Origin of the sequence: Rhodococcus sp. IEGM 1379, from assembly GCF_030056815.1 — a bacterium.
Classification (GTDB): domain Bacteria; phylum Actinomycetota; class Actinomycetes; order Mycobacteriales; family Mycobacteriaceae; genus Rhodococcus_F.
In genome coordinates this window covers 14,109-39,538 of the sequence record NZ_JASHKR010000009.1, presented here as the reverse complement: position 1 = coordinate 39,538, position 25,430 = coordinate 14,109, and the positions used below count along the sequence as shown (strand labels likewise).

28 protein-coding genes are annotated in these 25,430 nt (G+C 60.6%); 16 read left to right on the top strand and 12 right to left on the bottom strand.

The features are described from left to right. Positions 1–38 precede the first annotated feature (38 nt). Positions 39–830, top strand: coding sequence for an MHYT domain-containing protein (locus QM600_RS07955; protein ID WP_283260920.1), 792 nt, complete (start codon positions 39–41; stop codon positions 828–830). On the opposite strand, the gene QM600_RS07950 is transcribed toward QM600_RS07955, so the two are convergent. The 4 genes from QM600_RS07950 to ctaD form a co-directional block, all read right to left on the bottom strand. Further along, positions 831–1,250 carry a DUF5313 family protein gene (locus tag QM600_RS07950; RefSeq protein ID WP_283260999.1) on the bottom strand — a complete coding sequence of 140 codons (420 nt, stop codon included), beginning with the start codon at positions 1,248–1,250 and terminating at the stop codon, positions 831–833. Positions 1,251–1,278: 28 nt separating this feature from the next. Beyond that, positions 1,279–1,752: a MarR family winged helix-turn-helix transcriptional regulator gene (locus QM600_RS07945; RefSeq protein WP_283260919.1), complete on the bottom strand. Its 474-nt coding sequence runs from the start codon at positions 1,750–1,752 to the stop codon at positions 1,279–1,281. An 89-nt stretch (positions 1,753–1,841) separates the two neighbouring features. Next, positions 1,842–2,021, bottom strand: a complete 180-nt coding sequence (locus QM600_RS07940; protein ID WP_283260918.1) for a hypothetical protein — start codon at positions 2,019–2,021, stop codon at positions 1,842–1,844. Continuing rightward, complete coding sequence (gene ctaD, locus QM600_RS07935) at positions 2,018–3,763, bottom strand: aa3-type cytochrome oxidase subunit I (protein WP_283260917.1); 1,746 nt, start codon at positions 3,761–3,763, stop codon at positions 2,018–2,020. The genes QM600_RS07940 and ctaD overlap by 4 nt, the downstream gene beginning before the upstream one ends. Before the next feature lie 213 nt (positions 3,764–3,976). On the opposite strand from ctaD, the gene QM600_RS07930 reads away from it, so the two are divergent. Beyond that, complete coding sequence (locus QM600_RS07930; RefSeq protein WP_283260916.1) at positions 3,977–5,122, top strand: NADH:flavin oxidoreductase; 1,146 nt, start codon at positions 3,977–3,979, stop codon at positions 5,120–5,122. Positions 5,123–5,191: 69 nt separating this feature from the next. On the opposite strand, the gene QM600_RS07925 is transcribed toward QM600_RS07930, so the two are convergent. Continuing rightward, positions 5,192–6,040, bottom strand: a complete 849-nt coding sequence (locus QM600_RS07925; RefSeq protein WP_283260915.1) for an aldo/keto reductase — start codon at positions 6,038–6,040, stop codon at positions 5,192–5,194. A gap of 117 nt (positions 6,041–6,157) precedes the next feature. On the opposite strand from QM600_RS07925, the gene QM600_RS07920 reads away from it, so the two are divergent. The 3 genes from QM600_RS07920 to QM600_RS07910 all read left to right on the top strand — a co-directional run bounded on the left by QM600_RS07920 (position 6,158) and on the right by QM600_RS07910 (position 9,397). Then, positions 6,158–6,754, top strand: coding sequence for a class I SAM-dependent methyltransferase (locus QM600_RS07920; RefSeq protein ID WP_283260914.1), 597 nt, complete (start codon positions 6,158–6,160; stop codon positions 6,752–6,754). Positions 6,755–6,777: 23 nt separating this feature from the next. Next, positions 6,778–8,409: an ABC-F family ATP-binding cassette domain-containing protein gene (locus tag QM600_RS07915; protein WP_283260913.1), complete on the top strand. Its 1,632-nt coding sequence runs from the start codon at positions 6,778–6,780 to the stop codon at positions 8,407–8,409. A 148-nt stretch (positions 8,410–8,557) separates the two neighbouring features. Beyond that, the gene (locus QM600_RS07910; protein ID WP_283260998.1) at positions 8,558–9,397 is read left to right on the top strand and encodes an aldo/keto reductase; all 840 of its coding nucleotides are present in this window, start codon (positions 8,558–8,560) and stop codon (positions 9,395–9,397) included. On the opposite strand, the gene QM600_RS07905 is transcribed toward QM600_RS07910, so the two are convergent. The 3 genes from QM600_RS07905 to QM600_RS07895 form a co-directional block, all read right to left on the bottom strand. After that, positions 9,390–9,962, bottom strand: coding sequence for a TetR/AcrR family transcriptional regulator (locus QM600_RS07905; RefSeq protein WP_283260912.1), 573 nt, complete (start codon positions 9,960–9,962; stop codon positions 9,390–9,392). The genes QM600_RS07910 and QM600_RS07905 overlap by 8 nt on opposite strands. Next, positions 9,963–10,376 carry a VOC family protein gene (locus tag QM600_RS07900; protein ID WP_283260911.1) on the bottom strand — a complete coding sequence of 138 codons (414 nt, stop codon included), beginning with the start codon at positions 10,374–10,376 and terminating at the stop codon, positions 9,963–9,965. An 84-nt stretch (positions 10,377–10,460) separates the two neighbouring features. Next, positions 10,461–10,895, bottom strand: coding sequence for a hypothetical protein (locus QM600_RS07895; RefSeq protein WP_283260910.1), 435 nt, complete (start codon positions 10,893–10,895; stop codon positions 10,461–10,463). A 120-nt stretch (positions 10,896–11,015) separates the two neighbouring features. On the opposite strand from QM600_RS07895, the gene QM600_RS07890 reads away from it, so the two are divergent. From QM600_RS07890 to QM600_RS07855, 8 genes are all read left to right on the top strand, one after another. Further along, the gene (locus QM600_RS07890; protein ID WP_283260909.1) at positions 11,016–11,312 is read left to right on the top strand and encodes a helix-turn-helix transcriptional regulator; all 297 of its coding nucleotides are present in this window, start codon (positions 11,016–11,018) and stop codon (positions 11,310–11,312) included. Continuing rightward, positions 11,305–11,838, top strand: a complete 534-nt coding sequence (locus QM600_RS07885) for a hypothetical protein (RefSeq protein WP_283260908.1) — start codon at positions 11,305–11,307, stop codon at positions 11,836–11,838. The genes QM600_RS07890 and QM600_RS07885 overlap by 8 nt, the downstream gene beginning before the upstream one ends. A 54-nt stretch (positions 11,839–11,892) precedes the next feature. Beyond that, a complete protein-coding gene (locus QM600_RS07880; protein ID WP_283260907.1) occupies positions 11,893–12,789 on the top strand; it encodes an ABC transporter ATP-binding protein in 897 nt (298 codons plus the stop codon). Beyond that, positions 12,786–13,979 carry an ABC transporter permease gene (locus tag QM600_RS07875; RefSeq protein WP_283260906.1) on the top strand — a complete coding sequence of 398 codons (1,194 nt, stop codon included), beginning with the start codon at positions 12,786–12,788 and terminating at the stop codon, positions 13,977–13,979. Before QM600_RS07880 ends, QM600_RS07875 begins: the two co-directional genes overlap by 4 nt. 54 nt (positions 13,980–14,033) lie before the next feature. Then, positions 14,034–15,533 carry an acetyl-coenzyme A carboxylase carboxyl transferase subunits beta/alpha gene (locus tag QM600_RS07870; protein WP_283260905.1) on the top strand — a complete coding sequence of 500 codons (1,500 nt, stop codon included), beginning with the start codon at positions 14,034–14,036 and terminating at the stop codon, positions 15,531–15,533. After that, positions 15,530–16,624 carry a hypothetical protein gene (locus QM600_RS07865; RefSeq protein WP_283260904.1) on the top strand — a complete coding sequence of 365 codons (1,095 nt, stop codon included), beginning with the start codon at positions 15,530–15,532 and terminating at the stop codon, positions 16,622–16,624. The genes QM600_RS07870 and QM600_RS07865 overlap by 4 nt, the downstream gene beginning before the upstream one ends. Before the next feature lie 125 nt (positions 16,625–16,749). Then, positions 16,750–18,666, top strand: a complete 1,917-nt coding sequence (locus tag QM600_RS07860; RefSeq protein WP_283260997.1) for a propionyl-CoA synthetase — start codon at positions 16,750–16,752, stop codon at positions 18,664–18,666. Between the two features lie 94 nt (positions 18,667–18,760). Next, on the top strand, positions 18,761–19,606 hold the full coding sequence (locus QM600_RS07855) for a mycofactocin-coupled SDR family oxidoreductase (protein ID WP_283260903.1): 846 nt from the start codon (positions 18,761–18,763) through the stop codon (positions 19,604–19,606). A gap of 289 nt (positions 19,607–19,895) precedes the next feature. On the opposite strand, the gene QM600_RS07850 is transcribed toward QM600_RS07855, so the two are convergent. Next, entirely contained in the window at positions 19,896–20,489 is a 594-nt protein-coding gene (locus QM600_RS07850) for a helix-turn-helix domain-containing protein (RefSeq protein ID WP_283260902.1), read from the bottom strand. 140 nt (positions 20,490–20,629) lie between these two features. Further along, positions 20,630–21,016, bottom strand: a complete 387-nt coding sequence (locus tag QM600_RS07845; protein ID WP_283260901.1) for a DUF1304 domain-containing protein — start codon at positions 21,014–21,016, stop codon at positions 20,630–20,632. 85 nt (positions 21,017–21,101) lie between these two features. Between QM600_RS07845 and QM600_RS07840 the strand changes: the two genes are divergently transcribed. After that, positions 21,102–21,686 carry a TetR/AcrR family transcriptional regulator gene (locus QM600_RS07840; protein WP_283260900.1) on the top strand — a complete coding sequence of 195 codons (585 nt, stop codon included), beginning with the start codon at positions 21,102–21,104 and terminating at the stop codon, positions 21,684–21,686. Positions 21,687–21,831: 145 nt separating this feature from the next. Continuing rightward, positions 21,832–22,383 carry a hypothetical protein gene (locus QM600_RS07835; protein ID WP_283260899.1) on the top strand — a complete coding sequence of 184 codons (552 nt, stop codon included), beginning with the start codon at positions 21,832–21,834 and terminating at the stop codon, positions 22,381–22,383. A 4-nt stretch (positions 22,384–22,387) separates the two neighbouring features. Here the strand turns inward: QM600_RS07835 and QM600_RS07830 are convergent, their stop codons facing one another. Together QM600_RS07830 and QM600_RS07825 are read right to left on the bottom strand one after the other, a co-directional pair. Beyond that, positions 22,388–23,734, bottom strand: coding sequence for a cryptochrome/photolyase family protein (locus QM600_RS07830; RefSeq protein ID WP_283260898.1), 1,347 nt, complete (start codon positions 23,732–23,734; stop codon positions 22,388–22,390). Positions 23,735–23,765: 31 nt separating this feature from the next. Beyond that, positions 23,766–24,761 carry an ABC transporter permease gene (locus tag QM600_RS07825; RefSeq protein ID WP_283260897.1) on the bottom strand — a complete coding sequence of 332 codons (996 nt, stop codon included), beginning with the start codon at positions 24,759–24,761 and terminating at the stop codon, positions 23,766–23,768. Between the two features lie 91 nt (positions 24,762–24,852). Here QM600_RS07825 and QM600_RS07820 point away from each other — a divergent pair, with 91 nt between their 5' ends. After that, positions 24,853–25,428, top strand: coding sequence for a TetR/AcrR family transcriptional regulator (locus tag QM600_RS07820; RefSeq protein WP_283260896.1), 576 nt, complete (start codon positions 24,853–24,855; stop codon positions 25,426–25,428). Positions 25,429–25,430: the final 2 nt, after the last annotated feature.

Sequence of the window (25,430 nt, the reverse complement as noted above, 5' to 3'; positions counted from 1 at the left end):
TTGACCAATCAATACCATTGACACTGAAAGGAACTGGCATGTCAGATGAAATGCATCATTTCTCGATGGGACTCTGGCTGCTCGGACTCGCCTTCGTCGTTTCCGTCACCGGATCGGTTGTCGGCTTGGCGTGTACGCGTCATTCGGCAGCTGCAACCCACACCGCGGCGCGGATGCGCTGGTTGTTCATGGGGGCTCTGTCTATCGGCGGTGTAGCAATCTGGCTGATGCACTTCATTGCGATGCTCGGATTTGCGGTGCCCGGGAGCCCGATTCGCTACGGCCTGACATGGACGATCGTTTCTGCCGTAATTTCCGTGACCGCCGTATTTGTCGGTCTCTTGATCCTCGGAACCACGTTCCGCTTGAGCAGGCTTCTCACCGGCGGTCTCGTTGTGGGTGTCGCGGTCAACATCATGCACTATCTGGGCATGCGCGCCTTGCATTTTCAAGGCGAGATTCACTACAACATGTACTTTGTCGCACTGTCGGTCTTGATCGCAGTGGTTGCCGGCACGGCCGCGTTGTGGTTCACGATGGTTCTGGAATCCACGGTGCTGCGTTTCTTTGCCGGTGTCATCATGGGAATCGCCGTCGTCGGAATGCATTACACGGGAATGGCGGCCGTCGAAATTACTCACGATCCGTCAGCGCCGGCGCCCCAAGGCCTCGAAGTGTTCGCGTTCCTGTTTCCCGTCTTCGTGCTCGGACTCCTGGCATTGGCCGTGCCGATCGTCGGGGTTCTTACTGCTCCCGACCGGGCAACCGCCCAAATGGAATCTGCCGCCGATGATCTCGCCTTCGAAGCACAAGAGTTCGCCGACCGGTAATCAGGAGGAGATCGGGCCGTGTAGCTTTTCGTAGGCAGCTTTCTCGGCGTCCTGGCGTGAAATCTTCTTCGGGTTCTCGAGATCTGCCGGCAATCCGTGACGTTCGAGACGACGAGACCGGTTCTGCGCCATGTACGCGACCGAGTAGAACAGAGCCAGAAGCACACCGAGAAGAACCATCGACGCGCGCAGCGCCCAGGGACCGGGGAACATCATGAAGACCACAAAAACCGGCAGGAAGGGAACCATACTGCGGAGAAGGTGCCTCGGCACAGCCCAATCGCCGATCAAGTCCTTGCGTACCCACTCCTGCATGGAGTCGGGCAACTTGCGACCAAACGAATAGCCTATCCACTGAATAGGATTCGGGCTCAATCGTTGTTTCCTGGTAGTCACTGAACTCACCTGTTCGGTATGCATCGACGTTGAAATTGTCATTACATTTTTCTCATTCACCCAAAGCTCCTGCACGCAACGCAGCTTCGTTGACTCGCGTCAGCACATTGTGAAGTTCCTCGAGTTCCCCAAGGCTCACACCGAGTTTCGCGACAACCGCCGGTGGAATTTTCTCCGCCTCGCTGCGCAACGCCACACCCGCTTCTGTGAGATCGACGTCGAGTTGACGTTCGTCTGCCCGACTCCGGGTTCGCGTGATCAACCCGGACGCTTCGAGTCGCTTGAGAAGCGGAGACAGCGTCGGCGAATCAAGCTGCAGAGCCTGCCCGATTTCCTTGACCGCCATCGGAGCCTTGCCCCACAGTGCCAGCATCACCAGATACTGGGGATGTGTCAGACCCATCGGCTCGAGCAGAGGGCGATACACGGACAACACTGCCCGGTTCGCGATGGCAAGCGCAAAACACACCTGCCGGTCGAGAGCCAGCGGATCATCCAACTGCACCTGCGGAGCTTTCGTGGTCATGAATCCCACGATATCAGATTAATTAGTGCAGTAACTATTACCGCACTAATTAATCTCGCGACGATCGTCACCTTTCGGAGGTCCGGCTCTCAGGCTGTGAGGTGAATGAATGCGACGAGGGTCGAAGCCGCCGCGAGGACGGTGGATGTCCGCACTACAGTGTGAGTGACGGTCGGCCTGGTAGTTGTGTTCGCGGCCGCGAGGATTCCACCGACAATGAGGGTGAGTGCGGTGAGGACACCGCAGAGCGCGATTGTGGTGGCACTCATGGCGCGATCGACGCGTTCGGTTCGGTCGACGTCGGCTGTCCGGTGAGACCGACGTGCGCTTCTGCGCGCATCCGCTCAACCATGTGCGGGTAGTGCAGTTCGAATGCCGGACGCTCGCTGCGGATGCGCGGCAACTCGGTGAAGTTGTGGCGCGGCGGCGGGCAACTGGTTGCCCATTCGAGCGAGTTTCCGTAACCCCACGGATCGTCGACCGTGACAACTTCGCCGTATCGGTAGCTCTTGAAGACGTTCCAGAGGAACGGCAGCGTGGAGGCGCCGAGAACGAAGGCGAAGATTGTCGATACCGAGTTCAGCACGGTGAAACCGTCGCTGGGCAGGTAGTCGGCGTAACGACGCGGCATACCTTCGGCACCCAACCAGTGCTGCACGAGGAACGTGCCGTGGAAACCGACGAACGTGGTCCAGAAGTGCCACTTGCCGAGGCGCTCGTCCATCATGCGGCCGGTCATCTTCGGAAACCAGAAGTAGATACCGGCGTAGGTGGCGAACACGACGGTGCCGAACACCACGTAGTGGAAGTGGGCGACAACAAAATACGTGTCCGTGACGTGGAAGTCGAGCGGCGGGCTTGCGAGGATGACGCCCGACAGTCCACCGAAGAGGAAGGTGATCAGGAAGCCGATCGAGAAGAGCATCGGCGACTCGAAGGTCAACTGCCCCTTCCACATAGTTCCGATCCAGTTGAATATCTTCACGCCTGTCGGCACCGCGATCAAGAACGTCATGAACGAGAAGTACGGCAGCAGAACAGCACCGGTTGCGTACATGTGGTGAGCCCACACTGCGATCGACAGGGCTGCGATGGCCAGCGTTGCGTACACCAGGCCGCTGTAGCCGAAGATCGGCTTACGGCTGAAGACCGGGAAGATCTCCGAGACGATGCCGAAGAACGGCAGCGCGATGATGTACACCTCGGGGTGACCGAAGAACCAGAACAGGTGCTGCCACAACAGAACTCCGCCCGTTGCCGGGTCGAAGATATGACCACCGAGATGCCGATCGACGAACAGACCCATGAACGCGGCGGTCAGCAACGGAAAAGCGATCAGGATCAGGATGCTGGTGATGAAGATGTTCCAGGTGAAGATGGACATGCGGAACATGGTCATACCGGGGGCACGCAGGCAGATCACTGTAGTGATCATGTTGACCGCGCCGAGGATAGTCCCGAGACCACCGACTGTCAGACCGAAGACCCAAAGGTCAGCGCCAACGCCCGGACTATGTACCGCCCCAGAGAGCGGGGTGTACGCGGTCCAGCCGAAGTCGGCGGCACCGCCGGGCGTGATGAACCCGCCGAGAACGATCAAACCGCCAAAAGTGAAGAGCCAGAACCCGAATGCATTCAGACGCGGGAACGCCACATCAGGGGCACCGATATGCAACGGCAAGATGTAGTTGGCGAAACCGAAAACCACAGGCGTCGCATACAGCAGCAGCATGACAGTGCCATGCATGGTGAACAGCTGATTGAACTGCTCGTTCGAGAGAAACTGCATACCTGGCACTGCCAGTTCCGCGCGCATGAACAGCGCCATCAAACCGCCGATCAGAAAGAACCCGAATGCGGTGATCAGGTACATGATCCCGATCTTCTTGTGATCGGTGGTCGTGAACATCTCGAGCATCCACGACCCCTTGGGATCACGTCGCTTCGGGTAGGGCCGCTCCGGAATCGGTTCCAGCTCGCCAGCCCGATCATTCGGCACCGTGGTTGTCATGCTCGTCGTCCTCTTTCGTGCTCGATACCGCTCTCAAGAACTTTTTGCACGACCATATCGCATGTTAATAGTTAATGCACAAACTAAAATGTACCGACAATCCGAACGGTCGAAAATTCCTGCAAGACAGCTGGTTGCACCCGCTCACCGGCTCACCGACGCAGGTGGCGGGGCCGCGGAATAGGCAGCGCATTGTTCGCGTTGAAGAGCTCCGTGACTCTTTCCCACGCTTCGACCACATCCTCAGCCCTGCGCGGCCTCTTCGAGCCGTTCGAGGTGAAATCGCTCTCGTTGCGTAACCGCTTCGCCATGGCCCCGATGACCCGCGCATTCTCGCCGGACGGAATCCCCGGCGCCGACGTTGCCGAGTACTACCGGCGTCGCGCAGCCGGTGGCGTCGGCCTGATCATCACCGAAGGTACGTATATCCCGGACCCGGCCGCCGGACCCCACACTCGAGTACCGCGCATCTACGGCGACGAGAGCCTCGACGGCTGGAAGTCAGTTGTCGACGCCGTCCACGCCGAGGGCGGATCGATCATTCCGCAGCTCTGGCACCTGGGTGTCGAACGTGGCGACAAGCCTCAGCTCAATCCGGACGTCCAGACCGTCAGTCCTTCTGGCCTGGCATTGGACGGCACTCCGTTGGGACGGGAGTTCACCTCCGCGGATCTCGAAAACTTGAAGCAGGCCTGGGTCGACGCTGCACTCAACGCGAAGAACACCGGCTTCGACGGACTGGAACTGCACGGAGCGCACGGCTACCTGCTCGACGAGTTCCTTTGGGCCGGAAGCAATGTCCGCACCGATTCCTACGGCGGATCACTCGAAGCGCGTACCCGCTTCCCCGCTGAAGTTGTTGCCGCCATTCGCGAGGCCGTCGGAAACGAGTTTGCGATCGTCTACCGATTCTCACAGTGGAAGTCGGGCCAGTACGACGCTCGAATCGCCCAGAGCCCCAATGAACTCGGCCGCATCCTCGCTCCGCTCGTCGACGCGGGAGTCGATGTGTTGCATCCGTCGACGCGGCGTCACTGGGAACCGGCGTTTGCGGAACTCGACGGCGAAGACGGCAAACTCGGACTGGCCGGCTGGACGAAGAAGCTGACGGGCCTGCCAACCATCACCGTCGGATCGGTCGGACTCGATTCGGTGTTCACCACAGCTTTCACCGCCGACGCGGCATCATCGGTCACCGGACTGGAACGTCTCGAATCTCAGTACGAGGACGGCGAATTCGACATGGTTGCCGTCGGTCGTGCACTCCTCGCCGATCCCGAGTGGGTGGAGAAGCTCCGTACCGGACGCACTGATGAGCACATCGCCTTCACGGCAGCGCATCGCTCGCAACTGAACTAGTTCGTAGCTGAAACCGACGGCGCTCCCACACTGATGTGGGAGCGCCGTCGGTGTTGGAATACGTAGTTCTCAGCCTCCGAACACCGCCGGATCCGGACCGATGCGACCGGACGGGTCATTGAGCGCGCCGATGGCGTTGATCTCGTCCGGTGTCAATGCAAATCCGAAGACGTCGAAGTTCGCCTCGATCCGCGCAGGCGTCACTGACTTGGGGATGACGACGTTCCCGATCTGCAGATGCCAGCGAATGATCACCTGGGCTGTGGTGACGCCGTGGGCGTCGGCAATCTTCTTCAGAACGGGATCCGTCAGCACCGTGCCCTGTCCGAGTGGACTCCACGCCTCCGTAGCGATTCCCTTGCCCGTATGGAAGGCGCGCAGTTCCGACTGATTGAACTTGGGGTGAAGCTCGATCTGGTTGAGGACCGGCACCTCACCGCTCTCACCGATGACGCGTTCGAGATTCTCGATGGTGAAGTTGGAGACGCCGATGGAGCGAACCCGGCCGTCGGCCTTGAGCTTTTGAAATGCCTTGAACGTCTCGACGTACAGGTCCTGTGACGGGACGGGCCAGTGGATCAGGTACAGATCGAGGTAGTCGAGGCCCAATTTGTCGAGGCTGGCGTCGAAGGCCGCGAGCGTCGAGTCGTAGCCCTGATCGCTATTCCACAACTTCGTGGTGATGTAGAGGTCGCCGCGGTTGATGCCGGATTCGGCTATCGCACGGCCGACTCCTACCTCGTTGCCGTAGATCTTGGCGGTATCGATGCTGCGGTATCCGGCCTTCAGTGCGGTCGAGACGGCTTCCTGAGTTTCGTCGTCCGGAACCTGGAAAACACCGAATCCCAACGCAGGAATCGTCTTGCCGTCGGCCAGCACAATGCTCGGAACAGAGGTCACGTCTTGTGATTCGGTCATACCTAGGCAACGCGGCACTCCGCTGGAGTGTTCCCGCACCTGCCCCCTTGTCCTGCCCGAAATGGCCGTCTACCTTGGAAGACAAGCCTTAGAATCGCCTCGAGAAAAGAGACGGCGATGAATGTTCCGTACCATCTCGCCTACAAAGTCGGAGTCACTCCGTGGGAGCACACGGGCCACGGTTTCGACGCACAACTATCAGCACTCCTCGACAAAGTTCCCGTCCCCGAAAACGGACGTGCGCTCGATATCGGCTGCGGAACCGGCAGACATTCCATCGAAATGGCCGAGCGCGCTTGGCACGTCACCGGCGTCGACTCCGAGCAGGAACCGCTGGACAAAGCACGTATCCATGCCCGCGAAGCCGGCACCACCATCCGATTTCTCCATGAAGATGCCGCCGATCTGCACATCGCCGTCGACCCGGGCAACAGGTTGGTCCTGGACATCGGTTGTTTTCACGGGCTCAACGAACACGAGCGTCACGCCTACGTGCAGTCGGTGAATGCCGTCACGGCGCCCGGTGCGTCGATGATCATGTTCGCCTTCAGCCACGGGCATCGCTGGCCGATGCCACATGGCGTTTCGCGTGACGACGTCGTGCGCCACTTCGACGGTTGGACCATGGAGTCCAGTGATCCGGCCGACGTGAGTGACGCCGGGCTTCCGGTTCGCGCGGCGCATCCCTGCTGGTACCACCTGATTCGACACTGACCATCTGCTGAGATACTTGACGGGTGACTGCAACACTGCGCATCAGCGGACTCTCAGCTTCCCGGGGAGAACGCACCCTGTTCTCCGATCTTGATCTCACCGTCGCTCCCGGCGACGTCATCGGCCTCGTCGGCGCCAACGGCGCGGGCAAGTCGACGCTCTTGACCGCGCTCGCCGGAACCGGGACTGCGGATGTCGAGGGTTCGATCACCCTGAGCCCACCCGACGCTGCAGTCGGCTACCTCGCCCAGGAACCGGACCGCATCGAAGGCGAAACCGTCCTCGAGTTCCTGGGCCGACGCACCGGAGTCGCGCACGCCGAAGAGGTCATGAATGCGGCTGCCGAAACCCTGGCCGAGTCCGAAGAAGATCTGTACTCTCCCGCACTCGAGCGATGGCTGACGCTCGGCGGCGCCGATCTGCTCGAGCGCGCCGAAAAGGTTGTCGACGAACTGGGCCTGGGCGTTCCCCTCGACGCCCAGATGACCGCGCTCTCCGGCGGACAGGCTGCGCGCGCCGGACTCGCCTCTCTGTTGCTCTCGCGCTACGACATCCTGCTGCTCGACGAGCCCACCAACGATCTCGATCTGCGGGGCCTCGAACAACTCGAGCGCTTTGTCGACGAAACCCGTGCCGCACTCGTGGTGGTCAGTCACGACCGTGAATTCCTCTCGCGCACCGTCACCGGAATCGTGGAACTCGATCTGGCGCAACAGAACATCGCGGTGTACGACGGCGGCTACGAGTCATACCTCGCCGAGCGTGAGATTGCTCGCCAGCACGCCCGTGAAGCGTTCGAGGAGTACGCGGGCACCCGGTCCGATCTCGAAGATCGCGCACAGATGCAGCGCAACTGGATGGAACACGGCGTCCGCAATGCGCGTCGTAAAGCGAAGGACAACGACAAGATCGGCCGCGGATTGCGTACCGAATCGACGGAAAAGCAAGCGGCCAAGGCCCGTCAGACGCAGCGTCGTATCGAGCGGCTCGAAGTCGTGGAAGAGCCCCGCAAGGAATGGGATCTGCGGATGGAGATCGCGGCGGCCCCACGTTCCGGATCTGTGGTGGCAACTACCAACGGCGCCAAGGTAACCCGCGGATCCTTCACCTTCGGGCCAGTCACCACGCAGATCGATTGGGGCGATCGCATCCTGATTACCGGCGCAAACGGCGCCGGCAAGACGACACTGCTGAATGTACTTCTGGGCAAGCTCGTTCCGGACGAGGGCATCGCATCCCTCGGATCCGGTGTGGCGATCGGCGAAATCGACCAGGCCCGTGGTCTTTTCGAGGGCGATCAGCCGGTGGTCGAGGCTTTCGGCGCTCAGGTTCCGGAGTGGCCCGATGCTGATGTCCGGACACTACTCGCGAAATTCGGCCTGCGGGGGCACCACGTACTGCGGTCGGCGCAGTCTTTGTCTCCCGGCGAAAGAACCAGAGCAGCACTGGCTTTGCTTCAGGCGCGCGGCGTGAACCTTCTGGTTCTCGACGAGCCCACCAACCACCTGGATCTGCCGGCAATCGAACAACTCGAGCAGGCGATGGAATCGTTCGAGGGCACCCTTCTGCTTGTCACCCACGATCGCCGCATGCTCAGTTCCACGCGCAGCACCCGTCGTTGGCGAATGGATGGCGGGCAACTGTTCGAGGAGTGACCAACCGGGTCGAATAATTCGCGCGCTTGCGCAGACATCATGCGTGTGCAACTATTTATGAGGCGCACGCAATAGTTGCATGCGCACTATAGATAGCCGGATGCACACAAAGCCGTCGGCTCGCCTCTCCGAGAAAGGCACCCCAGAAATGTTGTCGATCCCCGAAACCACGCTCACGCACGGAACAACCGGCGAGCCGATCACCATCCCCCAACTCGGGTACGGCGTATTCCAGGTTCCGGACTCACAGACCGAGGACGTAACCGGCGAAGCCCTCGACATCGGCTACCGCCACATCGACACCGCCGCAATCTACGGAAACGAATCCGGCGTCGGCCGCGCCATCGCGGCTTCGAGCATTCCCCGGCAGGAACTGTTTGTCACCACCAAATTGTGGAACGACGACCAGGGCCATGACAGCGCACTCGCAGCCTTCGACACCAGCCTGGGCAAGCTCGGCCTGGACTACGTGGACCTCTACCTGATCCATTGGCCCGCCCCGGAAAAGGGCCTCTTTGTCGAGACCTGGGCGGCATTCGAAAAGATCCTCGCCTCCGGCCGTGCCCGTGCGATCGGTGTCTCCAATTTCCTGCCGGAACACCTCGATCTGCTGGCCCAGCACAGTTCGATCACACCCGCCGTCAATCAGATCGAACTCCACCCGAGGCTCCAGCAGCACACGTCACGGGAATACGCCCAGTCTCGCGGCATCGAGATCGAAGCCTGGAGTCCGCTGGGCCAGGGAACCATCCTCGACGATCCGACGATCACCAAGATCGCTGAGGCACAGGGCAAGTCCGTGGCTCAGATCATCCTCCGCTGGCACATCGAGCAGGGCCACACCGTACTGTCGAAGTCAGTGACCCCGGCGCGCATGCGCGACAACGCCGACATCTTCGACTTCGCGCTCACCGCAGACGATTCGGCCGCGATCGCCGGTCTCAACACGGACACTCGCGTCGGCCCGAACCCGCTCGAACTCAACTGAACGGGCGAGCCAGCGCAAGGAGTACCGAGTCGACTGATTGCTCGGCGAGCAGTTCGTCCAACGGCAGATGGCGGAACAGGGCCCGGTAGTAGATGGGCGCAGCCAACGCGTCGAGAACAAAATCCAGGTCGAAGTCGTCACGGATCTCACCGCGAGCGCAAGCCGATTCCAGCACTGCTGCAGTCGAATTGCGTCGCGGCTGAAAAAAGTTCGCCTGGAAATCGCGTGCCAATTCCGGATCTGCCGCCAGGTCTGCAACTAACGCAGGCAGAACGGCACCCACGACGGTATCGCGCAGGCCGACAACCAACGTCGAGATACCGGCGACCAGATCCGCTCTGAGATCGCCGGTATCGGGCGTCGGATGGGTCCCGATCTGCGCCTGGACCACATCCACGACCAGATGCCGCTTCGACGGCCAACGTCGGTAGATCGCCGGGCGATGCACCCCGGCCCTCGTTGCTACCGATCCGATGGAAAGCTCGCCATACCCCTTCTCCCCCAACAACTCCAGCGTCGCAGAAAGAACGGCGTCGTCGATTCGCTCGTCGCGACTACGAACCATTTACAGCACCGGCCTCGGCATGAGCACCAGTCGCCATCCGTCGGGATCTTCGAAAGTCATTCCCGCATTCTCCGCCCAGTACGGATTCTCGGATTCGACGGGTTCGTGTCCAGCCTCGCCAAGCCGCTGCACAACCTCGTACATCGCAGCTTCGCCGGCGAAGTACAGAACCAGGAGATTGTCGGCGCTGGGCGCTGGGCACGGACTTCCGTCGACGTGAGTAGTGAACTCGAGATGGTAGTTCGCGTCGGGTAGCCCGAGCATGATGCCGTCGAAGCCGGCGTGCCCGGAAAATCGATACAGCTCGCGAAGTCCGAGGCAATCGCGATAGAACGCAATCACTTCTCCCAGCTTGTCGGTGGGGCGGGCGACTCGTACTTGTACGACCGCCAGATTGCCAGGCCACGTTGTCATACCAAAACGGTACAGTACGAACCGTAACAAATCCAGGTCGGACTTGGCCGCCCAAAAAAATCGGACGACCACGCCAAATGCCGTCTACAAACGATCATTCTCCGGAAACGGCGCCTTGGGCATAAATCGCGGACACGCAAACAGTACCGACAGATTGGCCGGCTGAGATTCCACCGGCCAGTCCGATCGATACAGCAACGCCTGTTGCGGCAGGCTCACCCATTCACTGACAAAGATGTCTCCGATCCGCCGGACCGGAACATGCGAACCATCTTCGAGTCGAACCGTCACATCGGCTCCGACGTCGGACTGTCCGCAGACAACCCACCAGGATTCGCCCTCGACGTCACCGGGAGTGTGTTCACCGATGCCGATGACGGCGCCCTTTTCCAGCCGGTCGTGCCAGATTCTCTCGCGCGAGGCACGCGCCACACTGTAACTACCGTCGCCGCGAACGGATACGGCAACACGGGACTTCTCGAGCACCAACTCCTCGACAACCACCTTTTCGGCAACCACCGACTCGCCCCTTTCGGTTTCGCCAAGCCTGACGCGGTCGACCCATCCAGGATGGGAACCGGACACGCTGCATATTGGCGAACATTGACAAACTGTTGTGTTTTTACAACACTCTGATGGATGAGCCCAGTCCGCCGGGGAGACTCACTCCCCATCTTCAATCGAATCGCGATGCTTCGCGCCGAGCGGAAGATGAGTCGGATTCAGCTCGCACAGCTTGTCGACGTCAATCCACAGACAGTCGGTGTACTCGAACGCGGCGATCACTACCCCAGCCTGGACCTCGCGTTTCGGATCTGCGCAGTATTCGATCTGCCGGTGGAAGCTGTGTTCTCCCGCACGGATTTCAGTCCTCTGTCCACGGAGGTCTACCGATCCGACCGATATCCCGAGGGGAGCGAAAAGCCAAGTGTCTGAAACAAATCTGATCGATCGATACCAAGCCCACCGCACTCGACGCTTCCTGCAGAACGAGGAAGTGTTCAAACACTGGTTGCCCACGTGGCGAACGCGTCGGCGCCGACGCGTTCTGGTGCGGGCGCTCAGCCTCGTGTTCATCGTGATGATCGCAGTGGCCGTCGCATGCCTGTTCAACACCATGGTCGCGGTGGCATGGCCCGTGGTCACTGTCATGTTCCTGCCGCTGTGGACGGCACTGCAGATCGTGTCGGGGCGCCAGGGCGATGCACCGAGTCACGCTCTCGACGAATGGGAAATCCAGCAACGCAACAATGCTCGCTCCATTGCATTGACCGTGACCCAATCGTTGGTGTTCATTGTCGCGATATTCCTGATTTTTACCTCGTCGGTGGGTTGGAATGTAGAGAAACTCCCGTACACAGGAGGACTACTTGCAATCACCGCGATGCTGATCGGCGCATGTACACCGGCAATGATTCTCGCGTGGAACCAGCCGGATCCGGAACCTGGCGACACCGACTAGCCGAACCCACGCCTGCACCACGTAAGAGCAACACCCGAACGATGAGAAGGAATCATGGCCTCAACCCTGACAATCGACGGAATCTCGAAGCGCTACGGCGATGTTGTAGCGCTCGACAACCTCAGCTTCGAAGTGCGCCCCGGCGAGATATTCGGGTTTGTCGGCAGTAACGGCGCCGGCAAGACTACGACGATGCGCATCGCCCTCGGTGTGCTCGCAGCAGATTCGGGGGAAGTACGTCTCGGCGGCAATCCCGTGGACCTCGACGTACGACGCACTATCGGATACATGCCGGAGGAGCGTGGCCTCTATCCGAAGATGAAGGTAGGCGCACAACTCGCGTATCTTGCCGAGCTGCACGGACTTTCGAAGGCAGATGCCCGAACGGCAACCACTTTCTGGACCGAGCGCCTCGGAATCGCCGACAGGGCCAAGGACACCGTCGACTCACTCTCGCTGGGCAACCAGCAGCGAGTTCAGCTCGCCGCTGCTCTGGTCCACGATCCAGCGGTACTTGTTCTCGACGAACCGTTCTCGGGTCTGGACCCGGTAGCCGTCGATGTCATGAGCGACGTGCTCGTGGAGAAGGCCCGCACCGGTGTACCGGTCATCTTCTCGAGTCACCAACTCGAACTCGTGGAGCGCCTCAGCGACCGCGTAGGCATTATCAGCCGTGGCAGTATGCGCGAGGTCGGAACCGTCGACGAACTCCGAGGCAAAGGCAACACGCAACTCGAGATCCTTGCACCTGACGCCCCACCCGGTTGGGCTGATCATCTCATCGGTGTCAGCACCGTCAGCCACCACGACGGACGCACCCTTCTCAGTGTCGACAATGCCGCCGACGACCAGCAGATTCTGCACGCCGCCCTGAAGACCGGTCCGGTGCATGAATTCACCCGTCATCGTCCCTCCCTGACCGACTTGTTCCGAGAGGTGGTTTCAGCGTGAGCACTCCGTTGAGCGGTACCCGCGCCATAGGTTTGGTCGCCAAGCGCGAATTCACCACACAGATTGCCAAGAAGAGCTTCCTGATCAGCAACATCATCATTCTGATCGCCATTGTCGGCGGCATCATCGCCTTCTCCTTGTTCTCGGGGGGCGAAGAAGATAAATCGAAGATCGGTCTGGTTGGCAGCCAGTCACTTTCTGCTGCCCTCATTGCTTCCGGAGAAGCCGTCGGCACCGGCGTCGAGGTCACGGAAGTCAGCGACGAAGCGACCGCCCGCACCCGTGTGCAGGACGGCGACCTCGATGTTGCGGTCATCCCGGCCGCAAACGGCGGCGCCACCGTCATCACCAACAAGGAGATCACCACAAACCTCCGCGCAATCATCGAGGGTTCCGTGGCCGGGCAAGCGCAGTCGGAGGCACTGACCGAAGCCGGCGTCGACCCCGCGCAGCTCGCCGCGTCCACTGCAGGCGCGAAGGTCACCCTGGAAACCCTGGATCCGCCGGATCCCGAACAGGGACAGCGCATTGCGCTCTCGATCGCTGCTGTCGCCCTGCTGTACATGCAGATCATGTTGTTCGGAACGTACGTTGCGATGGGTGTCGTCGAGGAGAAGTCCAGCCGCGTCGTCGAACTCTTGCTTTCGACGCTTCGACCACTGCAGCTGTTGTGGGGCAAGGTCATCGGAATCGGCGCAGTCGGATTGCTGCAGCTCGCCGCCTATGCCATCGCCGGAGTGGGCACGGGCCTGGCCACCGGGATGTTGACCGTGACCGGTACCGCGATCGGTGTTCTGATCGGCACAGTCGGCTGGTTCATCCTGGGATTCGCATTCTTCGCTGTCCTTTATGCCGCAGCAGGTTCCATGGTTTCGCGGCAGGAGGACGTCAACGCGACAGCCGCGCCGCTGGTCATCCTCATCGTGGCAATGTTCGGTATCGCATTTTCCACCGTCGGGAACCCTGAGGGCACACTGAGCAATGTGCTGAGTTGGATTCCCCCGTTCTCGGCCATCCTCATGCCGTTGCGTATCGCCGCCGGAGTTGCGACGCCGTTCCAGATCGTCGGAACGATTGTCCTCATGCTCACGGTCACCGTTTTGTTCTCGATCATCGCCGCAAAGATCTACCAGCGCTCCATCCTTCGTATCGGCAAGGTGGTCTCCTGGAGGGAGGCCTTCGGGCGCTGATCCCACCTCCAGCCTGGGACGGTAGGTTCGTCCGGGATGGAGTAATCGCCGAAAATGGAGGGTGCTGTGCGTATCTCTGCCCAGGAACTACTGACTCACGTGCTTGATCCCGGGAGCTTCGACTCCTGGGATGTCGAGCCGCTCGACGTCCATCCGGGGCCCGAATATGCAGTAGACCTCGCCAACGCCCGAGCGAAGAGCGGTGCCGACGAGTCGGTCATGACCGGCGTCGGCACCGTTCGTGGGCGTCGGGTGGCGGTAATCGCCTGCGATTTCAGCTTTCTCGCCGGTTCCATCGGTGTCGCGGCGGCAGAACGAATCGTCTCGGCAGTCGAACGTGCCACGGCGCAGCAACTTCCGCTCCTCGCTTCCCCTACTTCCGGTGGAACCCGAATGCAGGAAGGCACAGTCGCCTTCGTGCAGATGGTCAAGATCGCGGCGGCAGTCGCCGTCCACAAGGGCGCTCATCTCCCCTATCTCGTGTACTTGCGCAACCCCACGACCGGCGGAGTCTTTGCGTCCTGGGGTTCATTGGGCCACATCACCATTGCGGAACCCGGCGCGCTGGTGGGCTTTCTCGGGCCACGCGTCTACGCGGCTCTTTACGGCGAGAAGTTTCCCGACGGCATCCAGACATCCGAGAACTTGTATCGCAACGGTGTCATCGACGGTGTCGTTCCCGTCGACCGCTTACGCCTGCTGGTCAATCGAGCACTGTGCGTACTCGCCGATCCCCCATCGCCGCACCTCCCCGATCCTGCAGTAGTCCCCGAGATCCCGGACGTACCGGCCTGGCAATCGGTGATGCTCTCGCGGCGTTCGGATCGTCCCGGAATCCGGCAACTGCTGCGTCACGCTGCCACCGAACAGGTACCGCTCAGTGGCACCGGACAAGGCGAGACCGACAAGACGATCCTGCTCTCGCTCGCACGTTTTCGCGGTTACCCCTGCATCCTGCTCGGGCAGGATCGAAGCGGTCAATCCGCGCTCAACACCATGGGCCCGGCAGCTCTGCGCGAAGCCAGGCGCGGGATGAAACTGGCGGAAGAACTTCAACTTCCGCTTGTTCTTGTCATCGACACCCTCGGGGCTTCGCTGTCCAAGGAAGCCGAAGAGCGCGGGTTGGCCCCTGAAATCGCACGCTGCATCGCGGATCTCGTGATGTTGAAAACCTCGACCGTGTCGGTAATTCTCGGCCAAGGCACCGGCGGCGGCGCTCTGGCTCTGCTGCCGGCCGATCGCGTTCTCGCCGCGCAGAACGGTTGGCTCGCACCGCTCCCTCCCGAAGGTGCCAGCGCCATCGTGCACCGCGACATCACACACGCACCCCAGATGGCCGCAGCGCAAGGAATTCGATCGTCAGATCTTCTCCGCGACGGCATCGTCGACGGGATTATTCCCGAAATGCCCGATGCAGCCGATGAGCCTGTCGAGTTCTCCAAACGCGTCGGAGCAGCTATCGCGCACGAACTCGCCCGCCTGACCGAAGAGACCACCGTCGACAGGACCACTACGCGGATCGCCCGCTATCGAAATTTGGGAGTACCCCGATGACGCCGAGGCCGACGACACCGCAGACAACGGACCAGAAGACGACCACCGTGAAGACGCTGACGCACAACTACGACCGCGCAGCACTCGCACGATTCGAACTGTTTCTTTTTGCTTCGGTAGCAACGGTACTCGTCACCCGCGGATATCTCGCTGCGATGGGATACCCCCAAATCGGCGGCGGTGGACTACATGTCGCGCATGTTCTCTGGGGTGGACTGCTGATGGCTGTCGCGATTGTCATGACTGCCATCACGGAAGGCAGTCGCATCCGTGATCGTGCATCACTGATCGGCGGCATCGGATTCGGCTTGTTCATCGACGAGGTCGGAAAGTTTGTCACCTCCGACGTCAACTACTTCTACCAACCCGCAATCGCAATCATGTACGTCGTCTTTGTTCTGTTCTACCTGGCGACGCGTGAAGTCGTGATTCGCCGCGGAATGAAAGACCGCCATCGACTAGCCATCGGCGCCCGCGCACTCTCGGATCTCGCCCTCGGACAATTGGACGCGATCCGTTACCGCCATGCACTACGCGTTCTCGACGGCGTGCAAGATCCGGAACTAGCGGACCTTGCCGGTTCCATCAAGACCGGACTGCACTCGCACACCCCGACAGGTGACGGCATCGAATCGCGGCTCACTAACTGGCGCAATTCCGTTTCCACTAGCCTCGACGCCTTCCTCGGGCATCGCATCGTCCGTCGAATCGTGTTGGCGCTGTTCATCGTAGAAGCATTGGGTGCGGTAGCCACCGCGGCAGTCTCGGTGTTCACGAAAGTGGAGATCGTAGCCGAGGACGTCTCAGATCTTGTTGTTATTCTGTCGAGCGCAACTTCGACGATCCTGGTAATTCTGGGTGTGTGGTTCCTCCTCCGTGACCGCTACCTGCGAGCACTCCGACTGCTCCGTGCATCAATCGTCATCAGCCTCCTCGTGACTCAGGTGTATCTGTTCACGGAAAATCAGTTCGGAGCACTCATCGGGTTCGGAATCTCGCTCTTCATGCTGGGGGTTCTGCGCGTTACCATCCGAACCGAGGAATCAGCAGCGGAAGCTGCCCCTGATCGCAGTGTCGAGTCTCACCGCTGACCGACAGAACACGTCCGCCCAGCGCACAAGAGTGTGCTGTCGGCTTCTGGCGTCCTACATTCGCGGTCCTCGAGTAAAGTGCAACAAGTCAGCGGTACAAGAAGGTCATGAGAGGACCCACGTCGATGAGCGAGCGCGAGCAGACGGCCCACACCACCTATGCCGACGCGTATCGCGAGAGCATGGAGCAGCCGGAGCAGTTCTGGCTCGATGCGGCTCGCGCTGTGGATTGGGATGTTGACCCCACCAGAGCTCTCGACGCCTCCGCAGCACCCGTCTACCGCTGGTTCCCAGATGCTTCGCTGAACACCAGCTTCAATGCCCTTGATCGCCACGTACGCGACGGCCGCGGCGACCAAACGGCGCTCATTTTCGATTCGGCGATGGTTCCGACCAAAACTTCGTACACGTACTCCGAACTGCTCGAGCAAGTTTCGCTGTTCGCTGGTGTCCTGCGCGATCAGGGCGTCGTCGCCGGAGACCGCGTCATCATCTACATGCCGATGATCCCCGAGGCTGCGATTGCCATGCTGGCCTGTGCGCGCATCGGCGCGGTGCACTCCGTGGTGTTCGGCGGTTTTGCGGCCAAAGAACTCGCAACACGGATCGACGACGCCGGCCCGGTGGTGCTGGTGACGGCGTCGGGCGGCCTCGAACCGGGGCGCGCCATCGAATACCTGCCGATGGTCGAGAAGGCTCTGCAGCTTTCCGCCACTCCGGCGCACACGGTGATCGTCAAGAATCGTGACCAGATTCCCGGCTCCGCTGCCGACTACAAGTCCAGTGGCGCGGCCTGGTTCGACTGGGACGAGTTGATCGCCGACGCCACTCCTGCTGCTCCAGTCTCCGTTGCCGCGACGGATCCGCTGTACATCCTCTATACCTCGGGCACTACCGGTAAGCCCAAGGGCGTTGTTCGTGACAACGGCGGACATGCCGTGGCGCTCACGTGGACAATGAAGAATCTGTACAACATCGAACCGGGTCAAGTCTGGTGGACCGCGTCGGATGTCGGCTGGGTGGTCGGCCACTCCTACATCGTCTACGGCCCCTTGTTCGCAGGCGCAACAACAGTCATGTACGAGGGCAAGCCCGTCGGAACCCCGGATGCCGGCGCCTTCTGGCGCATCATTTCCGAATACAAAGTATCGGCTTTGTTCACTGCCCCGACGGCAATTCGCGCTGTCCGCAAGATGGATCCCAATGCGGAAGAACTTGCGAAGTACGACATCTCGTCGCTGGACACGTTGTTCGCCGCCGGAGAGCGCCTCGATCCCGACACCTACGAGTGGGCAACGCGTGTCCTGGATCGTCCCGTCGTCGACCACTGGTGGCAGACCGAAACCGGTTGGGCGATCTGCGCCAACCTCCGCGGTCTCGAACCCATGGAGATCAAGGCCGGCTCCCCCACAGTCGCCTGCCCCGGCTATCGCGTCGAAATCGTCGACGGCAGAGGACAACTCGTCGGACCGGACACCGAAGGCAACATAGTGATCGGCCTGCCGCTACCTCCCGGAACCCTCGCCGGACTGTGGCGCGACGACGATCGATACGTCAAGTCTTACCTCTCCACCTTCGACGGCTACTACCTCACCGGCGACTCCGGCTACATCGACGAAGACAACTACGTGTTTGTCCTCGGCCGCAGCGACGACGTGATCAACGTTGCCGGACACCGCCTTTCAACCGGAAGCATGGAAGCAGTCGTTGCCGGCCACCCGGCCGTCGCGGAGTGCGCCGTCATCGGCATCCACGACGAACTCAAGGGACAGCGGCCCAGCGGCTATGTGGTCCTCAAGTCCGGCATCGACATCGATCCCGAAACGCTCCGGAAGGAGCTGGTTGCCCGGGTTCGCGATCAGATCGGCGCCGTTGCCACCTTCCGCGATGTGACCGTCGTGCAGGCGCTTCCGAAAACTCGATCCGGCAAGATCCTGCGCAAGACGATGCGCCAGATCGCGGACAACGAGGAGTACACCGTGCCGTCGACCATCGAAGACATGTCTGTTCTGGATGATCTGACGAAACTTCTTCGCGGATAGCAATTTTCACGATTCCCCCTGCCCGATCCAGTACGAGCACGCAGTATGAACATGTTCTGCGATTTCAGTACTTCAATCGGGTAGGGGAAGTTTCATGGGCATTTTGGACGGACAGGTAGCGTTCATCACCGGAGCAGCACGCGGTCAAGGCCGCGCGCATGCAGTCAAGCTTGCTTCGGAAGGCGCCGACATCATCGCGGTGGATCTCTGTGCGCCTGTTGCCACAGCCGGATACGACATGGCTACCGAATCGGATCTGGCCCAGACTGTGAAGCTGGTGGAGGCACAGGGCCGACGCATTTCTGCCTCCGTCGCCGATACCCGCGATCTTGACGCTCTGCAGGCGGCAGTCGACGCCGGGGTCGAGAAGTTCGGGCGTCTCGACATCGTCATCGCCAATGCCGGCATCGCCGCGTCGGCGAAACTGTCCTGGGATCTCAGTCCCGAAGAGTTTCGTGAACTGATGGACATCAACGTCACCGGGGTCTGGTTGACCACCAAGGTATCCATCCCCCACATCATGAACGGCAACCGCGGCGGATCGATCGTACTGATCAGCTCGATGGCAGGGTTACGCGGCGTTCCGGGCATCGTTCATTACTCGGCTTCCAAACATGCCGTCCGCGGATTGGCAAAGTCACTGGCCAACGAACTTGGCTGGGCCGACATCCGCGTCAACTCCGTTCACCCCGGCAACGTACGCACCACGATGATCGACAACGAACCGATGGTCCGAGGATTCCGACCGGACCTGGAAAATCCGGTTCTGGAGGACACTGCGCCCATCATGTCGAAGCTGAATTTGCTGCCGCACCCGTGGGTGGAACCCGACGTGATCGCCGATGCGGTGTTCTATCTAGTGGGGCCGGCGGGGCGGGGAATCACCGGCATCGCACTGCCAGTCGATCTGGGGACCTCCGAGAAGTTCGCCGGCGGATAAACGCGGGAGGGTTCGGGACAGAAAAAAATTGCCGCTGCCGGATGGGTCTCGAGCACCATCCGGCAGAAGCAATTCTCGGCTTGATCAAGCCTTCGTAGCAACAGAACAAGTAGTCGGCAACCTCATAGGCGCTCCTCGTCTGAAGTAGGAAACTCATGTGTGGGATGCGCAACAAACCCAAGACCAACAATAGAACCATTTTCGCCAAACCGCGCGTCAAACGGCAGTATATTTTCAGATTCAGACAATCGCGGCAAGCCTCTCATCACCTACGATCAACAGAAATCGCTCAATGCAGGGGGAACGCGTTATGTCCGTCAGTTACACCGTGTCCGATCCGACCCATGGTCCGGTTCGACCCCGAAATGGGCGTCGTAGACGTCCGTAACGGAGGTTCCCGCACGACCCTGACACGAAGAGTCGACGCGCCTCGCCGTGAAGGCACTCCGATCGGCACCCGTGCGCCGGCAGACTTGCTTCTTACGCTCAACGGCAACGAAATCGACTTGAATCTTGCCAAAGGGTTTCTGTCCCGCCGTTCGTACACCGCGTCGGCTGTGATCGATAGATCAACACTGACCTTCGTGCCGGTCGACTTGATCTTCCACACCCCGTGAGCGCGGCAGGCCTTGTCCAGATCCATCAAGGTCTGCTGCAGGCAATGCCCGGGAGCGTCTGCGAGCCACACCAATTCAGGGTCGCGTTTCGCCTCGGTCAGTTCTTTGGCTTGTTGGTGGTAGTTGATCCACGCCTGACGCTGCCGGTAATGGCGACGCTGATCCAACCCGGTGTTCCACACCGTGCGGCAGATCCCCGCCACCTCGTCGGCATACAGGTGTTGGGCAGGGGTGAACCTGACCTGATACCTGCGACCGGTGAGCATGAAACCTATTCATTCACACACCACCGACACTGCGGACACAGTCACACGAACAAGCGCTCACCCCCGCCCTCCCGGACGGGGTACCCCGCGCCACCGCTTGATCGAGTCATTCGTCCACGGCGGAAGCTAGAGACGAGCGCTCACAACAGGTGAATCACCAGGAGGATCACCGCGATTACCGGGAACAACATCTGCACGACGGCAGCGCGAGCCTTGTCCGGCGACGACAGGATCAGGACGAGGCCGGCCGCAACCATCGAACCTGCGCCGGCCAGTACAAGTGCGATTCCGACTGATGCAGAACCCGTGGCCGCGATCACGATTCCGATCACCGTGACGATAGCCAGGAAGAGGTTGTAAAAGCCCTGGTTGAAGGCCAGCGGCTTTGTGGTGAGCGCTTCTTCCTCCGACTTCACGCCGAACGTCGCCCGAGTCTTCGGCGCCGTCCAGAGGATCGATTCGAGGACAAAAATGTACACATGTACAACGGCGGCAAGCGCCGCGAAGATGTAGCCGGCAACGTTCATCGGTGGACTCCTCAGTTGCGGATGAATTTTGTATCGGTCAGTTCAATATATACTGGATCGGGCGATACAGAAAGGATTGAGTTCGATGGGCCGATCACAGGAATTCGATACCCAGACCGTCGTTGCCGCAGTTCTCGACGTGTTCTGGTCCCACGGATACGAGGGCGTGTCACTTACCGACCTCGAAACAGCAACCGGCCTGAGTCGGTCCAGCCTCTACAACTCTTTCGGCAACAAACGGGGTCTCTTCGATGCCGCCGTCGCGATGTACCTCGATTACGTCATTCGTCCGCGCCTGCGAGGACTCACCGAAAACCCGACCGCGGACGCCGTGGACAAATACCTCTACTCACTGAGCGTTGCCATCGCCGCCATGACGCCGGAATCACCACGTCGCGGATGCCTGCTCCTGAACACCGCCACCGGCATGGGCGCACATGACGACGCACTCGCCGAAGTGGTCCGTAATTATCGCCGAGAACTCTCCGACGCACTCCGGTCCGGATTGATCGCGATATTCCCCGATGCACCGGATCCCGCACTCGATGATCGAACTCGAATTCTGTTGTCCTGCACAGTAAGCGCACTGGTCCTCGCCCGAGTGGACACACTGCAGGCAATCGCAATTCTCGATACTGCGCGCCGAACAACCACCGAGTGGCAGAGCTAAACCGAAACCTTCGGCGCAAGAACCTGATCCACCAGTTCCGCGACGCGTTCTGCCGACAGCGGCTCGAGGTCGAACAATATGCGGTAGACGACCGGTGCGATAACATCGTCTACCACCGAATCAGCACTGTCTGACCGCGCCGTGCTTGACTGCCGTCTGGGCCCTGGGCGGTTTCTACCTCTCACTCGGACCAGCCTTGGCACGCAACGCACTTGATGTGCACAGTTCGTTGATCGGAGCGATCATGGTCGCAACACTGACCGGATTCGGCGCCGCCTCAGTCCTCACGTTCCGCAATCTCTCTGGCCACACCGTCATGCTGATCGGCACCACTACCTTGATTCTCGGCGTCGGAATCACACTATTGGGCGCCGAAATCTCTTCCACCGTAGCGATCTTTACCGGAACAGCCATTGCCGGTATCGGATTCGGGGCCGGTTTCCAATGCACGATTCTCACCGTCATACCACTCGCAGACAATCACCAGCGGGCATCCACCGTCTACGTTATCGCCTATCTCGCCAACAGTCTCCCTGCGCTGCTCGCGGGTTACCTCGTCGGCAAGATCGGATTAGTCGACACCACAAGAAGCTACGGCGCGCTTGTCATGGCATTGGCAGCGGTGGCACGGATCGGACTCTTGATCACCGGCAGACGGAAAGACTCGGCGCCCTCCGTCGCAGAGCCAACGTTCTGAACGGTCAGCCCTTGATCTCACCGTATCGCCGCAGAGCTTCCTCACGCTCGTGAGCGTGGTCGACAATCGGATCCGGATAGTTGGCTGGACGCATCGCTTTCGGTGAGTGCACAGACTTTCCCGGAATCCCCCGCAGTTCGGGAACCCACCGCCGAACGTAGTTGCCTTCGGGATCGAACTTCTCGCCCTGCGTGGTCGGATTGAACACCCGAAAGAACGGTGACGCGTCGGTTCCCGAACCGGCGGTCCACTGCCAGCCATGCTGATTGGATGCCAGATCACCGTCCACCAGGTGGTCCATGAAGTAGCGAGCACCGCGCCACCAGGGAATATGCAAGTCCTTCACCAGAAATGACGCAACGATCATCCGGACGCGATTGTGCATCCAATGCTCGGCCGCCAGTTGACGCATCCCCGCGTCGACGATCGGAAAGCCGGTCTTACCCTCGCACCACGCCTGAAATGCCACGTCCGAATCGGTGCCGCGGTCGTGGCGCAAACGGTCGAACTTCGCGTCGTAGTTTCCTCGTGCACTATCTGGACGCTGAAACAGGATGTCCGCGTAGAAGTCTCGCCAGGCGAGCTGACGACGGTAGGCCTGTGGGCCGTCGCCGGTTCGCCTCGATAAATCTGCCAACATGGTTCGCGGATGGATGGTGCCGTACTTCAATGGAATCGACATCCGACTCGTCGTATCGAGGTCGGGCCGGTTGCGTTCGTCGTCGTACCGGTCAAGACTGTTCTCGCAGTAGTCTTTCCACTGTTCCAGGGCGCCGATCTCGCCGGCCGGGTAGAGAATTTTTCCGTTCGCCGCCGGAATTCCCGCACGCTGAGGGCCACCGTCACGATCACCGGGATCGAGCCATCGCACCGTCTGCGCATCTGTTGCTGCCGGTCCGCGCCAGCCGTGTTCCATCCACCGCCGAAAATACGGCGTGAAAACCTTGTACGGATCGCCATCCGATTTGGTCACGCGCCCCGGCGCAATCGCATACGGGGAACCAGTGGCGATCAGTTCTACCTGGGCCGCAACTGCTGCATCTCGCCGACGCCCATAGGGTCCGTAGTCGGCACTGATGTGAACTTCCGTGGTACCAACGGATTCCGCGATCCGCGGGACCACGTCCACCGGATCACCGCGAACCACCGTCAGCCGTCCGCCGAGTTGCTGGTCGAGCGCCGTCAGATTGGCGAACAGCTGATCCTGGCGGGGCGACCCCGACGGCCCGAGCAACTTCTCGTCGAGAACGAATAACCCCAATACTTCTCCCCCTGCATCTGCTGCAGCGGTGAGCGAAGGAAGATCGCGCACCCGGAGGTCACGCCGAAACCAGACGACAGAGTTGTCCACTCCACCGAGCCTACCGACTGCACCCGGGAATCTAGGCCATGACGGGCTCAGGCTCCAGCACCGGCGACAGGGATTTCTTCATTCCCGCAACCAAACACAGTGCAATTCCGACAGCAATCCAGCACGTCAGCACCAGAATTGACTTCTCCGCACCATGCCCGTCGAAGAACGCCAACGAACGGACCGCAGCACCAGCCGCACCTGGTGGCAGCAACTGCCCGAAGGCGCCCCAGCCTGCCGGCAGCCACACGCCCGTAGTTGCCATCCCGGAAAGCGGGTTGGCCACGAACATCATCAGAACGGCCCCGAGCCCGAAGCCCTTCATCCCCAGCAAAGATTCGAGACCCAGAATGGTCAGGGAAATCGCGGAAATTCCCATTGCGAGGGCCAGCGAGGTGAGGGCGTAGTTGCCATCCAGGCTGTGCGTACCGAACTGCAGGATGGCAGTCAAGGCAAAGCCCGCGACCACCGCGATACCGGCTGCGCCGGACACACGCTTGGCGATACTGCGCGGAAACAGTTGCACCAGAACGATAGCGGGCATCATGCCACCGAAAACCAACGGCAAGGCGAGGGCAGTGAGCCCAGCACCGGCGGGGTCGTCCTTCGGCAGAGGAACTACGTCTTCGACAACCACCTTTGTTCCGGAAGCTTCGGACAATGCACTTGCCACACCTGTCAGTGTTTGAGCGATCGGCGTACCTCCCGCTGTAGCGATCAGCATTCGCGGACCCGCCGCATCCACGACAATTCCGCCGACCACGTCTCGGTTCCGGATTGCGTCGCGAATAGCGTCAGCGTCAGCAAATTCATCGAAGGCGAATGCACCCGGCTTGTTCTCGTCGAGCGATGCCGCGATCTGCGTCGTCGCCTGAGCGGGACCGGCGATTCCCAACTTCAATTCGTGCGCACCACTGTTGACGGAGGGAAGAACGAAGGCGAGCAACATGAGTCCGATCACCGCCGACAGTCCCAGCACCACGGCGACAAGCTTCATGTTGTCCTTCTTTTCGGACACGGCGTCCATGTTCCAACCTCCCTAAGTGGAGGATATTCCTCCGACTATTCTGGAAGATATTCCTCCGGTTAAGATGAAGTGTCAATATCGGAGGTGGAAAATGAGAGCCGATGCGCTCGAACGCAGGAATGCGATAGTCGGAGCCGCGCGAGCGGTGTTCACACAACGCGGGCACGACGCACCTCTCGACGCTGTTGCCGAACTCGCGAATGTGGGCATTGCCACGCTCTACCGCAACTTTCCGACACGTGAGGACCTGGTGACGGCCGTTGCCATCGCGACGCTCACCGACGCCCGAGAGGCCGCCGAAACCGCACTTGCGGGAATGCCGACCGATCCCGCTCTAGCGTGGCACAGGCTGGTGGACCGCCTTGTGGAACTGAGGCTGGGTGCGCTGATCCCCGCGCTGGTAGTCCACAGTTTCACCGAACTTCCCCTGGAGGTTCTGGCAGCTCGAGAACTGACCAAGACACAGATGTCCGCGGCGATCGGTGCCGCGCAAGCCGCTGGACTCGTCCGCGCCGATCTACTCCCCCTCGAGTTCGTCATAGCACTGGCCAAACTGACCCGACCACAAATCGAATTGTCCGACGACGCCATGCCGAACCTCGTTCCACGCCTGGTCGCGGTGTTCGTGGCAGGCCTACGGCCCGATGGCACCGACTTGCCGGTCTGATC

Bases quoted from the DNA above. Each gene is read 5' to 3' on its own strand.
- QM600_RS07920 (WP_283260914.1), top strand. From the start codon at position 6,158: ATGAATGTTCCGTACCATCTCGCCTACAAAGTCGGAGTCACTCCGTGG.
- QM600_RS07925 (WP_283260915.1), bottom strand. From the start codon at position 6,040: ATGACCGAATCACAAGACGTGACCTCTGTTCCGAGCATTGTGCTGGCC.
- QM600_RS07955 (WP_283260920.1), top strand. From the start codon at position 39: ATGTCAGATGAAATGCATCATTTCTCGATGGGACTCTGGCTGCTCGGA.
- QM600_RS07825 (WP_283260897.1), bottom strand. From the start codon at position 24,761: ATGGACGCCGTGTCCGAAAAGAAGGACAACATGAAGCTTGTCGCCGTG.
- ctaD (WP_283260917.1), bottom strand. From the start codon at position 3,763: ATGACAACCACGGTGCCGAATGATCGGGCTGGCGAGCTGGAACCGATT.
- QM600_RS07865 (WP_283260904.1), top strand. From the start codon at position 15,530: ATGACGCCGAGGCCGACGACACCGCAGACAACGGACCAGAAGACGACC.
- QM600_RS07900 (WP_283260911.1), bottom strand. From the start codon at position 10,376: ATGACAACGTGGCCTGGCAATCTGGCGGTCGTACAAGTACGAGTCGCC.
- QM600_RS07950 (WP_283260999.1), bottom strand. From the start codon at position 1,250: ATGCATACCGAACAGGTGAGTTCAGTGACTACCAGGAAACAACGATTG.
- QM600_RS07870 (WP_283260905.1), top strand. From the start codon at position 14,034: ATGGAGGGTGCTGTGCGTATCTCTGCCCAGGAACTACTGACTCACGTG.
- QM600_RS07910 (WP_283260998.1), top strand. From the start codon at position 8,558: ATGTTGTCGATCCCCGAAACCACGCTCACGCACGGAACAACCGGCGAG.
- QM600_RS07940 (WP_283260918.1), bottom strand. From the start codon at position 2,021: ATGAGTGCCACCACAATCGCGCTCTGCGGTGTCCTCACCGCACTCACC.
- QM600_RS07945 (WP_283260919.1), bottom strand. From the start codon at position 1,752: ATGACCACGAAAGCTCCGCAGGTGCAGTTGGATGATCCGCTGGCTCTC.
- QM600_RS07845 (WP_283260901.1), bottom strand. From the start codon at position 21,016: ATGAACGTTGCCGGCTACATCTTCGCGGCGCTTGCCGCCGTTGTACAT.
- QM600_RS07880 (WP_283260907.1), top strand. From the start codon at position 11,893: ATGGCCTCAACCCTGACAATCGACGGAATCTCGAAGCGCTACGGCGAT.
- QM600_RS07850 (WP_283260902.1), bottom strand. From the start codon at position 20,489: ATGCTCACCGGTCGCAGGTATCAGGTCAGGTTCACCCCTGCCCAACAC.
- QM600_RS07905 (WP_283260912.1), bottom strand. From the start codon at position 9,962: ATGGTTCGTAGTCGCGACGAGCGAATCGACGACGCCGTTCTTTCTGCG.
- QM600_RS07820 (WP_283260896.1), top strand. From the start codon at position 24,853: ATGAGAGCCGATGCGCTCGAACGCAGGAATGCGATAGTCGGAGCCGCG.
- QM600_RS07890 (WP_283260909.1), top strand. From the start codon at position 11,016: ATGAGCCCAGTCCGCCGGGGAGACTCACTCCCCATCTTCAATCGAATC.
- QM600_RS07840 (WP_283260900.1), top strand. From the start codon at position 21,102: ATGGGCCGATCACAGGAATTCGATACCCAGACCGTCGTTGCCGCAGTT.
- QM600_RS07855 (WP_283260903.1), top strand. From the start codon at position 18,761: ATGGGCATTTTGGACGGACAGGTAGCGTTCATCACCGGAGCAGCACGC.
- QM600_RS07860 (WP_283260997.1), top strand. From the start codon at position 16,750: ATGAGCGAGCGCGAGCAGACGGCCCACACCACCTATGCCGACGCGTAT.